This window comes from Pseudomonas saliphila, from assembly GCF_008638345.1.
Classification (GTDB): domain Bacteria; phylum Pseudomonadota; class Gammaproteobacteria; order Pseudomonadales; family Pseudomonadaceae; genus Halopseudomonas; species Halopseudomonas saliphila.
In genome coordinates, this window is sequence record NZ_VTVA01000017.1 from 22,074 (window position 1) to 38,087 (window position 16,014).

Here is a 16,014-nt window from a genome sequence, read left to right on the forward strand (position 1 = left end):
TGGCTCCTCAGTCTGGCCGACAACCGGCAGGCCATGATCCTCCACCCTAACACCATGTCAAGGTCAAGCCCTGCATGGACTGACGGCGCCCTAACCTTCGAGGGCAGACACGAGTGCCTGGTTGAAGGCGTCCAGATCGTCAGGTTTGCGGCTACTGATCAATTTACCATCGACCACCACCTCCTTGTCGACCCACTCGGCGCCGGCATTGCGCAGGTCGTCCGCCAGCGAAGGCCAGCTGGTCATGGTCTTGCCGCGAACCAGATCGGTGGAAATTAGAATCCAGCCGCCGTGACAGATCACCGCAATGACCTTGTCAGCGCCGGCTGCTGCGCTAACCAGTAGTTTGGCCGATTCGTCCAGACGGATATTGTCGCCGTTGACCACCCCGCCGGGCAGTACGATGGCGTCATAGTCCTCGATTTGCGCGGCGTCAAAGGTCTTGTCCACGGTGAAATCATCCGCCGGATCGGTGTGATTCCAGCCCTTCACCGTGCCGCTTTTATTCGACAGGATCTGGGTGGTCGCCCCGGCGCTTTCCAGGGCTTGCTTGGGACCGGTCAGCTCAACCTGTTCAAAGCCATCGGTGACCAGCAAAGCGACACGTTTGCCGTTCAGGGAATTGCTCATTGCAGCCTCCAGTTAGGTAACAGTGTTCCAGTTACGACAGGGGAGACAGCGAAAGTTCAGGCGCAAAGCTGCCGCAGTCGACTCGAGAGACGCACGTACTGCCCCACCGTTTCCGGTTCAGAGCATCCGTCTCATGGTGTCGTCGCGCAGGGCCCAGTGGTGATAGAACGCGGCGATGGTGTGCCCCAGCACCATCCCCAGAAACAGCCAGGCAAGCGGCGAATGTACGCTGCCAATAGCTAACAACCAGGGGATTTCGACGTCAGTCCGCTCGGCCAGCTCGATGCCGAAGACAGTCAGGCCATAGCCACTGCCGAGCATGTAACTGATACCGGTGATCGGCATCAGCAGCATGATGGCATACAGCACAAAGTGTCCCAGTCGCACATAGGGGGCGGTAGGACCACGGTGGACGGGGCGGTGTCCGAGCTGACTCAGCACCCAGGCGATGCGCAGCACAATCAGAGTCAGTACCAGCACACCGATAGACACGTGCCAGGGACCGAAGTTATCGCCCAGCCAATGCTCGCCCTCGCCGATCCGGTCGGTCAGTTTGAAGAACTGCTGAATGATCAGCACCGTCATCAACCAGTGGAACCAGCGGCTGACGCTGCCGTAACGGGTGGTGGTGTCGTGCAGCATATCGAGCTCCCCTGGGATTGCGGCATCTGGCACAGATGCCGGTGAGTATAGACAGGATCTGTCGATCGCAAGGCCGTGGCAGAGCGGCTGGTCATGGCAGACCAAGCCGCTTCACGCTTGTCCGAGAGCGGTCAGACCGATAACATGCAGACCAAATAGTTTGAATAGCATCTAATTACTATGTCTGAATCCAGTTCCCGACTTCGCTTCGGATCGCAGTTCGCGATGACCGCACGGCTGTGGCGGCGCACGCTTGATCATCGGCTCGCCGCGGCCGGTATTTCCGATGCCAGCTGGCTGCCGCTGATTCGACTCGACGAAGCCGGTGATGGCTTGAGTCAGAAACAGTTGGCGGCACGCGTCGGCCTCGACGGCTCGACGCTGGTGCGATTGCTTGATCGCCTTGAAGCCAAGGGTCAGCTCGAACGCCGCGCGGACATCGATGATCGCCGCACCAAACGCCTGTATCTGACCGCACCCGGGCGCCAGGCCGTCAGCGCCATTCGCACGCATCTGCAGCGGATCGAGTCGGACATGCTGGTGGACCTGGCCGATGATGAGCTGGACGCCATGCTCGCAGCCCTGGCATTGATCCAACGTCGGCTGAACCTGCTTGAGGAGCCTGCGGAGCCCGCCCCATGACCTTCGGGCTGCGTTTAGCGCGTCACGGGTTCGACGCCGAACGGCTCGCATTCGCTTTGCGTACCGCCCTGGGCGCCTGTCTCGCCTTGCTGGTGGCCTGGCTGATGGGGCTGGAACATCCACAGTGGTCGGCCATGACCGTGTGGGCCGCGTCGCAGTCCGTACGCGGCATGCTGATCGAGAAGAGTCTGTTCCGCGCCCTGGGTACAGTGGCCGGCACGGCCTTCGGCATACTGCTGATCTACGTCGCGGGGGGCGACAATCTGACGGTGATGCTCGGCCTGGTGATTTGGGTCGGACTGTGCGCCGGAGCGGGCAACGCGCTGAGCGGACTGGCTTCCTATGGCACGCTGTTGTCCGGTTATTCGGCCTCCATGGTTGCGCTGCTCAATACCGCAGACCCCTCTGGCGGCATCCTGGCGCTCGGTCAGGACCGCCTGCTCACAGTCATGACCGGAGTTGTCGTGGCGCTACTGGTCGGTCTGCTTTTTACACGTCACCGGGAAAACGACGAGCTGCGGGTACGTGCCCGGCGAGTGACCAGCGAGACGTTGCGACACATCACCCGACGCCTGGCCGCGGATCAACCCGCCCCCGCCATCCGCAGAGGCGCGCTCTTGAGCGAGATCGCAGCGATTGAGGAGACCCTCGAGGCGCACGGCGCCGGCTCGTTACGGTCGCGGCACTCTGCACGCTCGCTACGCGCCATCCTTATGGCTAACGTGGCGGGCATGCTATGGACCAAGCATCCGCCTGTGGAGAGTGAACATAGCCAGGTAATCGCCCGCGCAGTCAGCGAAGCGGCGCTGGCAATCGAAGCCGATTCTCCGCTCGAGACCATCCTCGGCCACCTCAAGCGTGCCCAGACGCTGTGTGCCGACGCGCCGCGCCTGTCCGATGCACTGCAGCAGTTGATTGGCGCGCTGGAGCAGCGTGAGCACTATGTGCGCACCGGCAAGACCGATACCGCCCGGTTGAAGAGGCAATTCATCCTGCACCGCGACTGGGTGGCCGCCCGTGAAACCTGGATCCGAACCACCGCACTGTTGTTGTTGGTCGGCATCGGCTGGATCTGGTCCGGCTCGCCGGTCGGCGCCTACGTGCTGCTCGGCACCTCGGTGATGGTCACCCTGTTCTCCACCATGGAAAACCCGGCGTGGATCATGCGTCACATTCTGATGTGGCAGTTCATCGGCGCCATCGCTGCGCTGATCTGCCGCTGGCTGCTCTGGCCCATGGCCGAGTCGGAACTGCAGATGGTGCTGATGATGATGCCCTTCATTCTGATCATCGTCATACCCTTCGCGCATCACCGTACCATGGCCGGCTCCATGGATTACTCCATGGTGCTGTTGCTGTTGCTGCAACCGGCTTATCCGCTCGCCGGCACAGTGGCCGGCTCGACGGCCATCGCCATGGCCGTGGTGGCCGGCCCTCTGCTGGCCTACATCGCCTTCAGACTCATCTATCCGACCGACGCCAGGCGCCGCCGGGCAACGCTCAAGGGGATGATGATCCATGAATTGCGCGGTCTGGCCGAGGACGGCGATGCGCCGCAGAAGCAACAGCTATGGCGCTCACGCCTGTATCACCGGGTGACGAAACTGGTGCACTGGACCAACAAGGTCGGCGAGCCCACCCGCAGTGCAACCCGCGGCAGCTATGCGGTGCTGGGGATAGGTAATGCACTGATCAACCTGCAGCAGTTGCTACGTGATGGCGTCTTGAACGTTGAGCAGATGCGCCAGGTGCGCGCGGCGCTGAAAACAATGGCAAGCCTGGACCGGGACCCGGAGGGCTGTGCGGAGGTATTGGCGCAACTGGCCACACGGCTGGAACAGACGGATCTGCCTGGCGCCGCTCAACTGAAGGCTGCGGCAGCGAGCCTGAAGGCGAACCAGCAATTCTTTATGACCGGTTCGCCGCGTCTCGCGGGCTGAGAGCCAGCCCGGCCAGACTTACTGCTTGGCTAGCTCGGCGTCGATGACCTGCTGAATGCGCGGGTCATCAGGCGCGACATCCGGCGCGAAACGGGCCACGACCTGGCCGTCCCGGGAGATGACGAACTTCTCGAAGTTCCACAACACTTCTGGTTCGGCATTGGTTTCGATACCAAAACCGGCCAGGCGGTCGCGCATTGGGCCTTCGCCGGTGGCACGCGGTAGCGCCTCGGTCAGTTGACTGTACAGCGGATGGCGGTCGTTCCCGGCTACCGAGATCTTGCTGAACAACGGGAACTGAACGTTGTAGGTCAGGCTACAGAACTGCTGAATCTCCGCATCGCTGCCGGGCTCCTGCTCCTTGAAGTTATTAGCCGGAAATCCCAGCACCTCGAGGCCGTCGGCGCGGCGGTCCTCGTAGAGTTTTTCCAGGCCTTCGTACTGCGGAGTCAACCCGCACTTGGATGCCACGTTGACGACCAGTAATACCTTGCCCCTGTAGGGCGCAAGCGTGGTCGCATCACCACTGATGGACTGCACCGGAATATCGTAAATTGACGCCATCGCTATGTTCCTTGTTGTGAGAACCGAGAGGTTTTCGACTCTACCGGTTTCACCGCTTCACGCAAGCTGCAGGATCGCGTTTGGCACGGTCATACACTGCAGGTGCGCGACCGCTGACGTGGGACTCAACATTTTTTGCGCATTTATCAGCCCTTTGACGAGACTGACCCTATGTTTGCAATCGACCAGATTATCCTCCTGGCCGCCATACTGATTCTGGTAGGCATCGGCTCCAGCAAGATTTCGGCACGGCTGGGCTTGCCGGTCCTGGTGCTGTTTCTGCTCGTGGGCATTCTGGCCGGGGAGCGCGGGGTCGGCGGCATCAGTTTTGACAGCCCGTCAGCCGCTCACGCGCTGGGCACCCTGGCACTGGCGCTGATTCTCTTCGACGGCGGGCTGCAGACGCCCTTCGCTTCGATCAGATCGGTGTGGAAACCTGCCGCGTCGCTCGCCACCATCGGCGTACTGGTGACCGCGCTCATTACCGGGGCGGCAGCCGCCTATATCCTCGAACTACCGCTGCTGGAAGGCATGCTGCTCGGCGCAATTGTGGGCTCAACCGATGCCGCTGCAGTGTTCTCGCTGCTTCGCAACGCCGGGATTCATATCAACCTGCGACTGAAATCCACTCTGGAAATCGAGAGCGCCTCGAACGACCCGATGGCGATATTCCTGACCGTTGGACTGCTCGAGATTCTGGTCAACGACCTCGAGCCGGGCACCGGCCTGCTGCAGATGTTCCTACTGCAAATGGGTGTAGGCGCAGCGGTTGGGCTGAGCGTTGGCTGGGTGTCGGTCCAGGCCATCAACCGGATAAAGCTGGTAGCGTCGGGGCTGTATCCGGTCATGGTTGCCGCCTGTGGCTTGCTGGCCTTTGGGCTGGCGGCGAATCTGCAAGGCAGCGGCTTTCTGGCAATATTTATCGCGGGCGTCGTCGTCGGTAACAGTCGCTTCGTGTTTCAGCGCAGCACTTTTCTGTTCCACGACGGGCTTGCCTGGTTCAGCCAGATCACCATGTTCGTCATGCTTGGCCTGCTGGTCGATCCTGCCTCCTTGCTGGACGTCTGGTTGGAAGGCCTGTTGATTTCACTGGTACTGGTACTGGTCGCTCGCCCCCTGGCAGTAATGCCCCTGCTTAAACTGGCCGGTTTCAACATGCGGGAAGTCACGCTGATCTCCTGGGTCGGCCTGCGCGGATCCGTGCCCATCATTCTGGCTATTTTCCCCTTGATGTACGGTCTTCCCGGTGCCGAGCTGCTATTCAACGTCGTGTTCTTCGTAGTGCTGATCTCGGCGACTGTCCAGGGTTCCACTCTGCCGTTGGTGGCCCGTAAACTCGGGCTGACAGAGCCCTCGCCAATCATTCCGGCGGCCACCCTGGAAATCACCGCGATTGGCGACGTAGACGCGGACATCATCAAGTACACGCTGGGCGAGAACTCCCGCGTCGCAGGCCGGCGACTGTCCCAGATCGCTCTCCCTGACGGGACGGTGGTGGCGATGATCACTCGACACAACGACGTCATTCCACCGCGCGGCTCCACCACCCTGCTGGCTGATGACCATCTGTTCATTGTATTGCGGCCGGACATCCGCCCCTTTGTCGACTGCGTGTTTTCCCAGACCGCTGACGCGCTTGGCGATGAGCTGCCGCGAACCGAACTCAGGCTCAAGGGAACCACGCATGTAGAGGATGTACGTCGATCGTACGGGATTCATCTTCCGGCGCCCGACCATCAGACCCTTGATGCTCTGGTCCGGGCAGCACTGGCAGACGACGCTGCGGTGGGTGCCTGCGTGGAGCTGGAGGGAGTCACCCTGTGCATCAGGGCCATGGTGGGATCGCGGATAGCGACCGTCGGCCTGCTGCGTCAAAGCAAGGGCTCAAAGCCGACCGAGCGGCGCCAGCCAGCGCCTGGCTAACGCAATACTGATGCGCCATCGCGTAGCAGCCGCACTCCCGTTTTGCACTCAAGATCAGCACGTACCGGCTTCCGCCCGGCTTGACGCACCAATAGCGTGAAGCGGGGCGGGACGGCGCACCCAAATGGATCATCCCACAGCCACCGCGGGGGCCAGACTTCCCGTTGTTCTCAGTCTTGCCCAGCGCCTCAGTGTGGCCGCAGGCCCCATGAACAGGCGCGCGAGGCATTATTTGGAAGTGTCCCACTCCGATTCAAAGCCTGCGTGGCATGCTCCTTGCTCAATCCTCCTCAAGCTTGCCAGGCCTTCCGACAGTCGCCCCGTGTTCTTTGATGATCCCGGGCGTGATCGCGCCGGAATGCGCCGAGGTGTCAACAACGAATCCGGACACATTGCAGCGCGCCGGATTGCTTGACTGAGGACAGAGCATGAAACCCGGTATTTCATCGATCAAGAGCGAAACGCTGATCATCATCGGCAACGGTATGGTTGGCCATCACTGCGTGGAACAGCTGATCGAACGCGGCGCCATGGCGCATTACGATATTCATGTATATGGCGAAGAGCGCCAGCGCGCCTATGACCGCGTGCACCTCTCCGAGTACTTCGGCGGGCGGGACGCAGAGTCCTTGGCCCTGTGCCAACCGGACCTGTACGACACCCATGGCGTACACCTGCACCTGGGTGTTCAGGTGCTGGATATCGATCGCGACAATCAGGAGATCATTACCAGCGCCGGGCGCCAGCGTTATGACCGGCTGGTCCTGGCCACCGGATCCTTTCCTTTTGTGCCGCCGATTCCCGGTGCCGAGGGCAACTCCCGGTTGGTGTATCGCACGCTGGATGATCTGGATGCCATTCGCGATGCAGCGGTCAGCGCCCGCCGCGGCGTGGTCGTCGGCGGCGGTTTATTGGGGCTCGAAGCGGCCAATGCATTGAAATCCCTGGGCCTTGAAGCGCACGTGGTGGAATTTGCACCGCGGCTGATGCCAGTGCAGCTGGATGATCAGGGCGGCGCCGCACTCAAGGCGCGGATCGAGGCGCTTGGCGTCGGTGTGCACCTCAACCGCGCCACCAGCGAAATCGTCCCGGGCGAGGAATACGCCTACCGGATGAACTTCAATGATGGCGAATACCTGGAAACCGACCTGATCGTCTTCTCCGCCGGCATCCGACCACAGGACGCGCTGGCGCGCAGTGCCAGTCTGGAAGTGGGCGAGCGTGGCGGGGTGATTATCGACGATGATTTCCGCAGCAGCGACCCGACCATCTACGCCATTGGCGAGTGCGCTTCCTGGAATGGCAGCTGCTTCGGTCTGGTCGCCCCCGGCTACAGCATGGCGCGCAACCTGGCGTTGCAACTGGTAGGCGCGCAGCACGAATGCTTCGCTGGCGCCGATATGTCGACCAAGCTCAAACTGCTCGGCGTTGACGTGGGGTCAATCGGTGATGCACACGCCGCCACACCAGGCGCGAAAAGCTATCGCTATATCGACGAAGCCAACAACAGCTACCGCCGGCTTGTGGTGTCCGCCGACAACAGCCGGGTGATCGGCGCGGTACTGGTCGGCGACAACAGCTACTACGACACCCTGCTGCAATATGCGCAGAACGGCATCAAGCTACCGGCGGACCCGTCCAGCCTGATCCTGCCACTGTCCGATGGCGCGCCGACCCTGGGCGCGGACGCGCTGCCGGATACCGCGACACTCTGTTCCTGTCACAACGTCAGCAAGGGCGCGGTGTGCTGTGCGATCGACGCCGGCTGTACCGATCTCGGTGAACTCAAGGCCCAGACCAAGGCCGGCACTGGTTGTGGCGGCTGCGCGGCGCTGGTCAAGCAGGTTTTCGAGCATGAACTGAGCGCCCGCGGAGTGGAGGTGGACAAAAGCCTGTGCGAACACTTCGCACATACCCGTCAGGAGCTGTACGACATCGTCCGGGTGAACCGCATCACCCGCTTCGATGAGCTGCTGGCCAAACATGGTCGCGGCCACATCGGCTGCGATATCTGCAAACCGGCGGTGGGCTCGATTCTCGCTTCGTGCTGGAACCAGCCGATCACCGATCCGACGCTGGTGCCCTTGCAGGATACCAACGACACCTTCATGGCCAACATGCAGAAGAACGGCACCTACTCCATCGTGCCACGCATTGCCGGCGGCGAAATCACCCCGGACAAGCTGATCACCCTGGGCGCGGTGGCGAAGAAATACGATCTCTACACCAAGATCACTGGCGGCCAGCGGATCGACCTGTTTGGCGCGCAACTGCATCAGCTACCGGATATCTGGGGCGAGTTGATTGATGCCGGTTTTGAAACCGGCCACGCCTATGGCAAGTCGCTGCGCACGGTCAAATCCTGCGTCGGCAGCACCTGGTGTCGCTACGGCGTGCAGGATAGCGTCGGCATGGCGATCCGTCTGGAGAATCGCTACAAGGGCCTGCGCGCACCGCACAAGATCAAGTTCGGCGTCTCTGGCTGCACCCGTGAATGTGCCGAGGCTCAGAGCAAGGACATCGGCGTCATCGCCACGGAAAACGGCTGGAACCTCTACGTCTCCGGTAACGGTGGCATGCGCCCGCGTCACGCCGAATTGTTCGCCACTGACCTGGATGACGCCACGCTGATCCGCTACATCGACCGCTACCTGATGTTCTACGTGCGCACCGCCGACAAGCTGCAGCGTACCTCGGTGTGGCGCGAAAGCATTGAGGGCGGCCTGGATTATCTCAAGGAGGTGATCATCGAGGACAGTCTGGATCTGGCCGCTGAACTCGAGGCGCAGATGCAGCTGGTGGTCGACCGCTACGAATGCGAATGGGCTAACGCCCTCGCTGATCCAGAAAAACTCAAGCGTTTCCGCACCTTCGTCAATGACCAGCGCGGCGACCCAGACATCCATTTCGTCAAGGAGCGCGGCCAGCCCCGCCCGGCCCGCGCCTCTGAACTACAGCTGATCCCCGTCACTCAGGAGGCTTCGTCATGACCCAACTGCATACCGATAACACCGCCCGCGCTGTCAGCTGGCGCCCCCTGTGCGAACGCCGCGATCTGGTTGCCGACTCCGGCGTGGTGGCCTGGCTGGACGAGGCTCAGGTTGCGCTGTTTCACCTGCCCAGCACGGACCAGGGTGAGCAGCTGTTCGCCCTGGAAAACCGCGACCCCAAGTCCGGCGCCAATGTCATCGGGCGCGGCATCGTCGGCAGTCTCAAGGGCGAACTGGTGATTGCCTCACCGCTGTACAAGCAGCACTTCCGTCTGAAGGACGGCAGTTGCCTGGAATATCCCGAACAGCGCCTGCGGGCCTGGCCGGTACGGATCAACGGCGATCTGGTGGAAATCGCCGAGGCTTGATGCCCTAGGGGCTGTTGCCGTTTCATCGCGACCGCGATCAAACGGCAACAGACCCTAGCCGCCCCTGACAACTCAGAGTGAATAACTATGTCCTATCTGGTACCCGCTGAATTCGTCACCAAAATGGTCGACGCAGGCGAATCAAAAATCTTCATGGCCACCCGCGATGTGCTGATCAGAGCCTTCATGGCCGGCGCTATCCTGGCGCTGGCCGCGGTGTTCGCGGTGACCATCTCAGTCCAGACCGGCTACCCCATCGTCGGCGCCATCCTGTTCCCGGTCGGCTTCTGCATGCTCTATCTGCTGGGCTTCGATCTGCTCACCGGGGTCTTCGTGCTGACCCCTCTGGCGCTGATCGACCGTCGCCCGGGTGTGACCATAGGCGGCGTGCTGAAGAACTGGGGCCTGGTGTTTCTCGGCAATTTCTGTGGCGCCTTGACTGTCGCGGTATTGATGGCAATTACCTTCACCTACGGATTCTCCATCGAACCCGGTGAAGTGGGTCAGAAGATCGCCAACATCGGTGAAAGCCGCACGGTCGGCTACAAGCAGTACGGCGCGGCCGGCATGCTCACAGTGTTCATCGGCGGCGTGCTGTGTAACTGGATGGTCTCGCTGGGTGTGGTCGGTGCGATGATTTCCACCACCGTCAGCGGCAAGGTTATCGCCATGTGGATGCCGATCATGCTGTTCTTCGCGATGGGCTTCGAGCATTCGGTGGTCAACATGTTCCTGTTTCCCTCGGGCCTGATCATGGGCGGCGGATTCTCAATAACCGATTACCTGATCTGGAACGAATTACCCGTGGTACTCGGTAACCTGATCGGTGGCTTGTCACTCACCGGTCTGACGCTCTACACCACACACATCAGAACCGCGCCCAAGCGCCCTAATTACGCGGCCAAAGCGCTCTAAATGACTATGTCCCAGCCCTGTCTGCGGCTGGGCCATGATCAGGCCCCGGGGCCTGGTCACCTGCGCATTGCCGTCGGCCAGTATTCCGACAAGGGCCGCAAGCAGACCAACCAGGATTTCCACGGCCTGTGCATCCCCTGCGAGCCGCTGCTCAGCTCCAAGGGCATCGCCATCGCGCTGGCGGACGGCATCAGCAGCAGCGACGTCAGCCATATCGCCAGCCAGTCGGCGGTCGCCAGTTTTCTCGAAGATTACTACTGCACCGCCGAAACCTGGTCGGTGAAGAAATCCGTACAGCGCGTGCTGGCTGCGACCAACTCCTGGCTGTACGCGCAGACCCGGCAGAGCCAGTACCGCTACGATCTCGATCGCGGCTACGTTTGCACCTTCAGCGCCATGGTCGTGAAATCGCGTACCGCGCACCTCTTCCATGTCGGCGACGCGCGCATCTATCGGGTACAGGGTAACGCGCTGGAGCAGCTCACCGAGGATCACCGGCTCTGGGTCTCGGCCGACAAGAGTTACCTGAGCCGCGCGCTGGGCATCGATGCCTGGCTGGATATCGACTACCGCACCCTGCAGGTAGACGTCGGCGATACCTTCCTGCTGCTCACCGACGGTGTGTACGAGCATGCCAGCAGCCGCTTCATGCTCGCCGCCATCGCAGCGAACCCACTGGATCTGGACCTGGCCGCCCAACGCATGGTCGAGGAAGCGCTTGAGCAAGGCAGCGAGGATAATCTCACTGCGCAGATCATTCGTATCGACGCGCTGCCGGATCAGGCCGCCGAAGAGCTGCATCAACGACTCACCGAGCTGCCGCTGCCACCCATCCTGCAGCCCGGAGAGGTGTTTGATGGCTACCGGATTATCCGCGACGTGCACGCCAGCAGTCGCAGTCATGTGTATCTGGCCGAGGATGCACTGGAACCCGGCTTTGTCATTCTGAAAACCCCGTCTATCGACCTGCAGGACGATTCAGCCTATCTGGAACGCTTTCTGACGGAGGAGTGGATTGCCGGGCGCATCCGCAGCGCCCATGTACTCAAGCCCTGTCCGATCAATCGGCCGCGCACGTACCTGTATACCGTCACCGAATACATCGAAGGGCAGACGCTGGGGCAATGGATGCTCGACAACCCGACGCCGGATGTCGAAACCGTTCGCGGCATCGTCGAACAGATTGCCAAGGGGCTGCAGGCCTTTCATCGCGCGGAAATGCTGCACCAGGATCTGCGCCCGGAAAACATCATGATCGACAGTAGCGGCACGGTGAAGATCATCGATTTTGGCTCCGCCAGGGTGGCGGGTCTGGCCGAGATCACCGCGCCGGTGCAACACAACGAGATACTCGGTACAGCCCAGTACACGGCGCCGGAATACTTTCTGGGCGAGAGCGGCACGCCGCTTTCCGACATGTTTTCGCTGGCAGTGATCACCTACCAGATGCTGACCGGCAATCTGCCCTATGGAGCGGAAGTCGCCAAATGCCGCACCCGCGCCGCGCAGCACAAGCTGAAATACCAGTCGCTGCTGGATGACAATCGCGAGATTCCCGCCTGGCTCGACGAGGTGCTAAAGAAAGCGCTGCAGCCCAGCCCCAACAAGCGGTACACCGAGCTCTCCGAGTTCGTCTTCGCGCTACGCCGCCCCAGCCGCGAATTGGCCAATCGCGCCCGCCCGCCATTGATCAAACGCAACCCTGTACTGGTCTGGCAGTGGATCTCCTCCGCGTTACTGGTAGCCATTATTCTGCTGCTGATGCGCTGAATAGCGACCAGACAGATTAAATCGCTCACCCGGTAAAAACCTTTAGCCTCTGCCCCGCGCCTATCCTCTACACTCGTGGGTATTCAGAAGCAGTCAGCGGAGTAGACGGATGAGATGGATCAAGCGGTTGAGCACAGTTGTCATCGTGGCCCTGGTTATCAGTGCAGCGCTGGGCCTGCATTACGTTCTGCCAAAACATGACGTTGTGCATGTCACCGGCGTTGAGGTCAAACGGGTCGATGATGAAGGCGTGATCAATGCCGAGAACCCGGCCGAGGGGCCCACCCGCGACATGTACTTCATCAACACCGCCAATCCCGACAGCAACAAGGTGCGGGTGTACCGTAACGAGGATACCGGCTGGGGCTTTCCCTGGTATTTCAAATTCGACTCCGCCGACGTGCAGGCGCGCGCTCAGGATTTTTCGCGGGACAGCAATCAACTGGCGCTGATTCGCTATTACGGCTGGCGCCTACAGATGTTCTCGACGTTTCCGAACATTACCGACATCGAAGCCACCGCCACCCGGGACGAGCCGCTACCCATCTTCAACATCCTGTTCTTTCTGGTGGTCGGCGGTGTGATTATGGCGGTGTTCCTGGCGGTGCGTAGACGCCCGCAGCCAGGCGTAGACAGGCCCCTTTAACACCCTCAATGGCCTTGATCATGGCACCACCATTGAACGCCCTGCTGCGCTGAGGCTTGCGGCGGCCAGAAAACTGCCAGTAGCACCACGGTGATTACCGTAAGCACCAGCAACGCCGTACGGATAGGATTGAAAAAACCACGCATGGAACAGGCAGTCCTCGTCACATTGAGATGGTTATTCAGTCGGGCCCGCCAGGGTTCAGCTGCATCGGTCAATGCAGCCGAGTGAAACAGAGGAGATCGGATGCCCTTCCTTGTGCGACTCCGGTGCACCGGAAACGTTCTGGCTGTTCGATGCTCAGGCGTGAATACAACAGATGGTAGCGCCGACCGGAGCGGCCAGCTCGTCCACCGCATGGACAATTCCGGTCGCTAGTGCCTCGGCTGGATCAAGAATGCGTGGTGAGCCGGTGAGATAGCTGAGGATATCCAGGGACGCGCCGGCATCACCGGTTTGTTCCTTGACGATTTCGACAAACAGCTGCAAGTCGTACTCCATGCTCATGGCGTACTCCGACATGCGTGCGTGATCTATCGAGCCATGCAAGGTCCAGTTGAACGGATGGATCAGGAACTTGCTGTGCCGACACGCCGTGCGGCGTTCGCCCGCCAGATAAATGATATTGCCCATGGACTCGACCGTGCCCAGGTTGTGCGTATGCACCGGAATCGGCAAGGAAGTCAGGAAATTGAAGAGCGAGAACCCGTAACTGCATTCGCCCCCCATGGTTGCAATCTTGATGACCAGTTCGGACGCGCCGTTATTGATGGCGTCCGAACATTTTCTGATGAGTTGGCCGGTGGTCGAGGAATTGATTGGGCCGGTGAAATGTATGACATATGACGACATGGTGATCCTCAGCTCTGGTGATCTCCATCATGAGCCCCCGCGCGGGTGCGGTTCAGCCTGTTTGACGGAACTCAATAAAGCGTAGACCACCCAGCCCCAACCTTCTGTCATCGCCGCGCTCTACCCCAAGCTGGGGTGGAAGCGGTAGCAGTTGCGGCCGGCATGTTTTGCTTCGTACATAGCGCTGTCGGCACGCTGAAGTACCTCCTCCGCCGATTGAGCGTTCACATCCAGAATGGCCACCCCGAGGCTGGCGCTGATGCTTACCTCGATGTCGGGATCGAACCTGATAGGTTCATTGACCCGTTGGAGGAAACGATCAAGGATCCGCGCAATAGCCTCACGCCTGGTGGTGCCCTCCAGCAGCACGACGAACTCGTCACCGCCCAGGCGCGATACATAATCAGCCTGGCGCACCAGATCGGTCAGTAGCTTCGCCACGTGCTGCAGAACCCTGTCGCCTATTGCGTGGCCATAGGTATCGTTGGCCTGTTTGAACTTGTCCAGATCGAGCATTACCAGGCCACAGCTATAACCCGGATCGCTCTGCACGATCCGCATCGACTGGTCGAGCCGCTTCATCAGCCCGCGGCGGTTACCCAGGCCGGTGAGCAGATCGGTTATCGCCATGTGTTCGGCGGCGTGAGCGGCCATCTGCCGCTCGGTCACATCATTGGCCACGCCTTGCAAGCGATCGTCCTCGAAGCGGTTAAGCAGGACACTGACCCAGCGCGGATACTCGCCCGTTTCGAGTTTCAATTCGATATTGCATGGCCGGCCATAATTCACCAGCTGTACCAGCATGGTATTTACCCGTTCTTTCTCTTCACCCACAAACTCAGCGAAGCGCAGATCCTGTACGTCAAGATCAAGTGCTTGGTCCAGGTTGAACAGGCGGCGGAACGCAGGGTTGGCGGACAGCATGCGCCCTTCGCTGCTCAGCTCGAAAATACCGGTCTCTACATTTTCGACAATGGAGCGAAAGCGGCGCTCATCCACTTCACGCTGCAGGCGCAGGGTGCGCTCATCATGGATGGAGGTCACCAGATGATCGATCATGCCGTTAACGCTGCCGACCAGACGGCCGAGCTCATCGTCCCTGTTGCCGGGTGGCGTATTAAGCTTCTCGCCACTTTCCGGTGCCAGGCTCTCAAGTCGCAGCGAAACGCGAGTGATCGGCAGGATGATCAGGCGTAAAACCACCAGCACCACGACGATACCAATCGCAATCAGTTGCAGCGTCAGTACAATCCCGGTGAACAGCGAGGCACGCATGACCGAGCGACTGATCTCCTGCTCATCCGGGGTCAGTTCAATGCTGCATACCTGCTCGGCAGCCACGAACGGCGACATGATCGCCCGCTCCAGCGGCCGATTGCCCGCATGCCTGTCGTCGGTCGGGCCTCCCTGTGCCAATACGTCGCTGCCCTGGATGACGCTGACATGGCCCACGATACGGTTGCTGAGCAGGCCGTTGGCGACTTCCGCGGCCAGGACCTTGTCGTCAAGAAAGCAGGCGATCTGCACCGTCCGTTCGACGGTATTGAGCAGCTCTTCGAGGCGCTCATACTGACGCCCCCGCTCCCGGCTCTCGCTGACCAGAATCGCACCCGTCAGCGAGGCAATCCCCAGCAATGCCACCGCTAGCAAGGTCAGTGCGGCGCTGCGCAACGCGAGGCGTCTACGCAATAGCCTCGCCAGGCGGATCACGGAGCCTGGCGCTCCGACAATTGCAACACAATGCGCACATCATCGGGCACTGCGGCTGCGTCCAGATAGCCCAGCGCCCCGGGGTTGCGGCGAATGTACTGCAGCATCTCATCTGATTCCTGCATTTGCAGGGGTGGTGAAGCCTGACCAGAGAAAATCAAGCGCGCCCAGTAGGAGTTGATCTCCGCCAGGTCCTTGTCTACCAGAGCGCGATAAAACCGCGCTTTCAATGGCGACAGATCAACCGGCAATGCCGTTTCGCCTGTGGGCAGTCGGCGGTAACGACCCATGAAAACGTTGATCAAGTCATTCTGACTGACAGTCCGCAGGGGACTATCGACCGTGACCACCACGGCGATATCCGCCCGGGCGAACCCTGCTAGCAGAAGGCATGATAAGAACGCGACTGAAAGAATCTTCAT

Annotated in this window: 14 protein-coding genes; 8 read left to right on the plus strand and 6 right to left on the minus strand. The window is 60.7% G+C overall.

Annotated features, from left to right (window positions below; all coding sequences use genetic code 11):
• Window positions 1–90: 90 nt before the first annotated feature.
• The gene (locus FHK95_RS16130) at window positions 91–630 is read right to left on the minus strand and encodes a type 1 glutamine amidotransferase domain-containing protein (RefSeq protein ID WP_150305665.1); all 540 of its coding nucleotides are present in this window, start codon (window positions 628–630) and stop codon (window positions 91–93) included.
• 117 nt (window positions 631–747) lie between these two features.
• Window positions 748–1,272, minus strand: coding sequence for a cytochrome b (locus FHK95_RS16135; protein WP_178114826.1), 525 nt, complete (start codon window positions 1,270–1,272; stop codon window positions 748–750).
• A 225-nt stretch (window positions 1,273–1,497) separates the two neighbouring features.
• Here FHK95_RS16135 and FHK95_RS16140 point away from each other — a divergent pair, with 225 nt between their 5' ends.
• Entirely contained in the window at window positions 1,498–1,914 is a 417-nt protein-coding gene (locus FHK95_RS16140; protein ID WP_206668603.1) for a MarR family winged helix-turn-helix transcriptional regulator, read from the plus strand.
• Window positions 1,911–3,854, plus strand: a complete 1,944-nt coding sequence (locus tag FHK95_RS16145; protein WP_150305667.1) for an FUSC family protein — start codon at window positions 1,911–1,913, stop codon at window positions 3,852–3,854. The genes FHK95_RS16140 and FHK95_RS16145 overlap by 4 nt, the downstream gene beginning before the upstream one ends.
• Window positions 3,855–3,872: 18 nt before the next feature.
• Here FHK95_RS16145 and FHK95_RS16150 read toward each other — a convergent pair whose 3' ends face one another.
• Window positions 3,873–4,418: a glutathione peroxidase gene (locus FHK95_RS16150; RefSeq protein WP_150305668.1), complete on the minus strand. Its 546-nt coding sequence runs from the start codon at window positions 4,416–4,418 to the stop codon at window positions 3,873–3,875.
• A gap of 171 nt (window positions 4,419–4,589) precedes the next feature.
• Between FHK95_RS16150 and FHK95_RS16155 the strand changes: the two genes are divergently transcribed.
• The 6 genes from FHK95_RS16155 to FHK95_RS16180 all read left to right on the plus strand — a co-directional run bounded on the left by FHK95_RS16155 (window position 4,590) and on the right by FHK95_RS16180 (window position 13,030).
• Window positions 4,590–6,341 carry a potassium/proton antiporter gene (locus tag FHK95_RS16155; RefSeq protein ID WP_150305669.1) on the plus strand — a complete coding sequence of 584 codons (1,752 nt, stop codon included), beginning with the start codon at window positions 4,590–4,592 and terminating at the stop codon, window positions 6,339–6,341.
• Between the two features lie 428 nt (window positions 6,342–6,769).
• Window positions 6,770–9,331, plus strand: coding sequence for a nitrite reductase large subunit NirB (gene nirB / locus FHK95_RS16160; RefSeq protein ID WP_150305670.1), 2,562 nt, complete (start codon window positions 6,770–6,772; stop codon window positions 9,329–9,331).
• Window positions 9,328–9,699 (plus strand): nitrite reductase small subunit NirD, encoded by a 372-nt coding sequence (gene nirD / locus FHK95_RS16165; protein WP_150305671.1) that lies wholly within the window; start codon window positions 9,328–9,330, stop codon window positions 9,697–9,699. The genes nirB and nirD overlap by 4 nt, the downstream gene beginning before the upstream one ends.
• Window positions 9,700–9,786: 87 nt before the next feature.
• Window positions 9,787–10,614 carry a formate/nitrite transporter family protein gene (locus FHK95_RS16170; RefSeq protein WP_150305672.1) on the plus strand — a complete coding sequence of 276 codons (828 nt, stop codon included), beginning with the start codon at window positions 9,787–9,789 and terminating at the stop codon, window positions 10,612–10,614.
• Window positions 10,615–12,384, plus strand: coding sequence for a protein kinase domain-containing protein (locus FHK95_RS16175; protein WP_408003634.1), 1,770 nt, complete (start codon window positions 10,615–10,617; stop codon window positions 12,382–12,384). It abuts the gene before it with no gap.
• A 109-nt stretch (window positions 12,385–12,493) separates the two neighbouring features.
• Complete coding sequence (locus FHK95_RS16180) at window positions 12,494–13,030, plus strand: DUF1523 family protein (protein ID WP_150305673.1); 537 nt, start codon at window positions 12,494–12,496, stop codon at window positions 13,028–13,030.
• 300 nt (window positions 13,031–13,330) lie between these two features.
• On the opposite strand, the gene FHK95_RS16185 is transcribed toward FHK95_RS16180, so the two are convergent.
• The 3 genes from FHK95_RS16185 to FHK95_RS16195 all read right to left on the minus strand — a co-directional run bounded on the left by FHK95_RS16185 (window position 13,331) and on the right by FHK95_RS16195 (window position 16,014).
• Window positions 13,331–13,882 (minus strand): ATP-dependent Clp protease proteolytic subunit, encoded by a 552-nt coding sequence (locus FHK95_RS16185; RefSeq protein ID WP_150305674.1) that lies wholly within the window; start codon window positions 13,880–13,882, stop codon window positions 13,331–13,333.
• Between the two features lie 120 nt (window positions 13,883–14,002).
• Entirely contained in the window at window positions 14,003–15,571 is a 1,569-nt protein-coding gene (locus tag FHK95_RS16190; protein ID WP_150305675.1) for a GGDEF domain-containing protein, read from the minus strand.
• Between the two features lie 17 nt (window positions 15,572–15,588).
• A complete protein-coding gene (locus FHK95_RS16195) occupies window positions 15,589–16,014 on the minus strand; it encodes a type 2 periplasmic-binding domain-containing protein (RefSeq protein WP_150305676.1) in 426 nt (141 codons plus the stop codon).

What these genes read in the sequence shown, in the direction of transcription:
- FHK95_RS16140 (WP_206668603.1), top strand. Translation starts at nt 1,498, where the DNA reads ATGACCGCACGGCTGTGGCGGCGCACGCTTGATCATCGGCTCGCCGCG.
- FHK95_RS16150 (WP_150305668.1), bottom strand. Translation starts at nt 4,418, where the DNA reads ATGGCGTCAATTTACGATATTCCGGTGCAGTCCATCAGTGGTGATGCG.
- FHK95_RS16185 (WP_150305674.1), bottom strand. Translation starts at nt 13,882, where the DNA reads ATGTCGTCATATGTCATACATTTCACCGGCCCAATCAATTCCTCGACC.
- FHK95_RS16130 (WP_150305665.1), bottom strand. Translation starts at nt 630, where the DNA reads ATGAGCAATTCCCTGAACGGCAAACGTGTCGCTTTGCTGGTCACCGAT.
- FHK95_RS16145 (WP_150305667.1), top strand. Translation starts at nt 1,911, where the DNA reads ATGACCTTCGGGCTGCGTTTAGCGCGTCACGGGTTCGACGCCGAACGG.
- FHK95_RS16170 (WP_150305672.1), top strand. Translation starts at nt 9,787, where the DNA reads ATGTCCTATCTGGTACCCGCTGAATTCGTCACCAAAATGGTCGACGCA.
- nirD (WP_150305671.1), top strand. Translation starts at nt 9,328, where the DNA reads ATGACCCAACTGCATACCGATAACACCGCCCGCGCTGTCAGCTGGCGC.
- FHK95_RS16175 (WP_408003634.1), top strand. Translation starts at nt 10,615, where the DNA reads ATGACTATGTCCCAGCCCTGTCTGCGGCTGGGCCATGATCAGGCCCCG.
- FHK95_RS16180 (WP_150305673.1), top strand. Translation starts at nt 12,494, where the DNA reads ATGAGATGGATCAAGCGGTTGAGCACAGTTGTCATCGTGGCCCTGGTT.
- FHK95_RS16195 (WP_150305676.1), bottom strand. Translation starts at nt 16,014, where the DNA reads ATGAAGATTCTTTCAGTCGCGTTCTTATCATGCCTTCTGCTAGCAGGG.
- FHK95_RS16135 (WP_178114826.1), bottom strand. Translation starts at nt 1,272, where the DNA reads ATGCTGCACGACACCACCACCCGTTACGGCAGCGTCAGCCGCTGGTTC.
- FHK95_RS16155 (WP_150305669.1), top strand. Translation starts at nt 4,590, where the DNA reads ATGTTTGCAATCGACCAGATTATCCTCCTGGCCGCCATACTGATTCTG.
- nirB (WP_150305670.1), top strand. Translation starts at nt 6,770, where the DNA reads ATGAAACCCGGTATTTCATCGATCAAGAGCGAAACGCTGATCATCATC.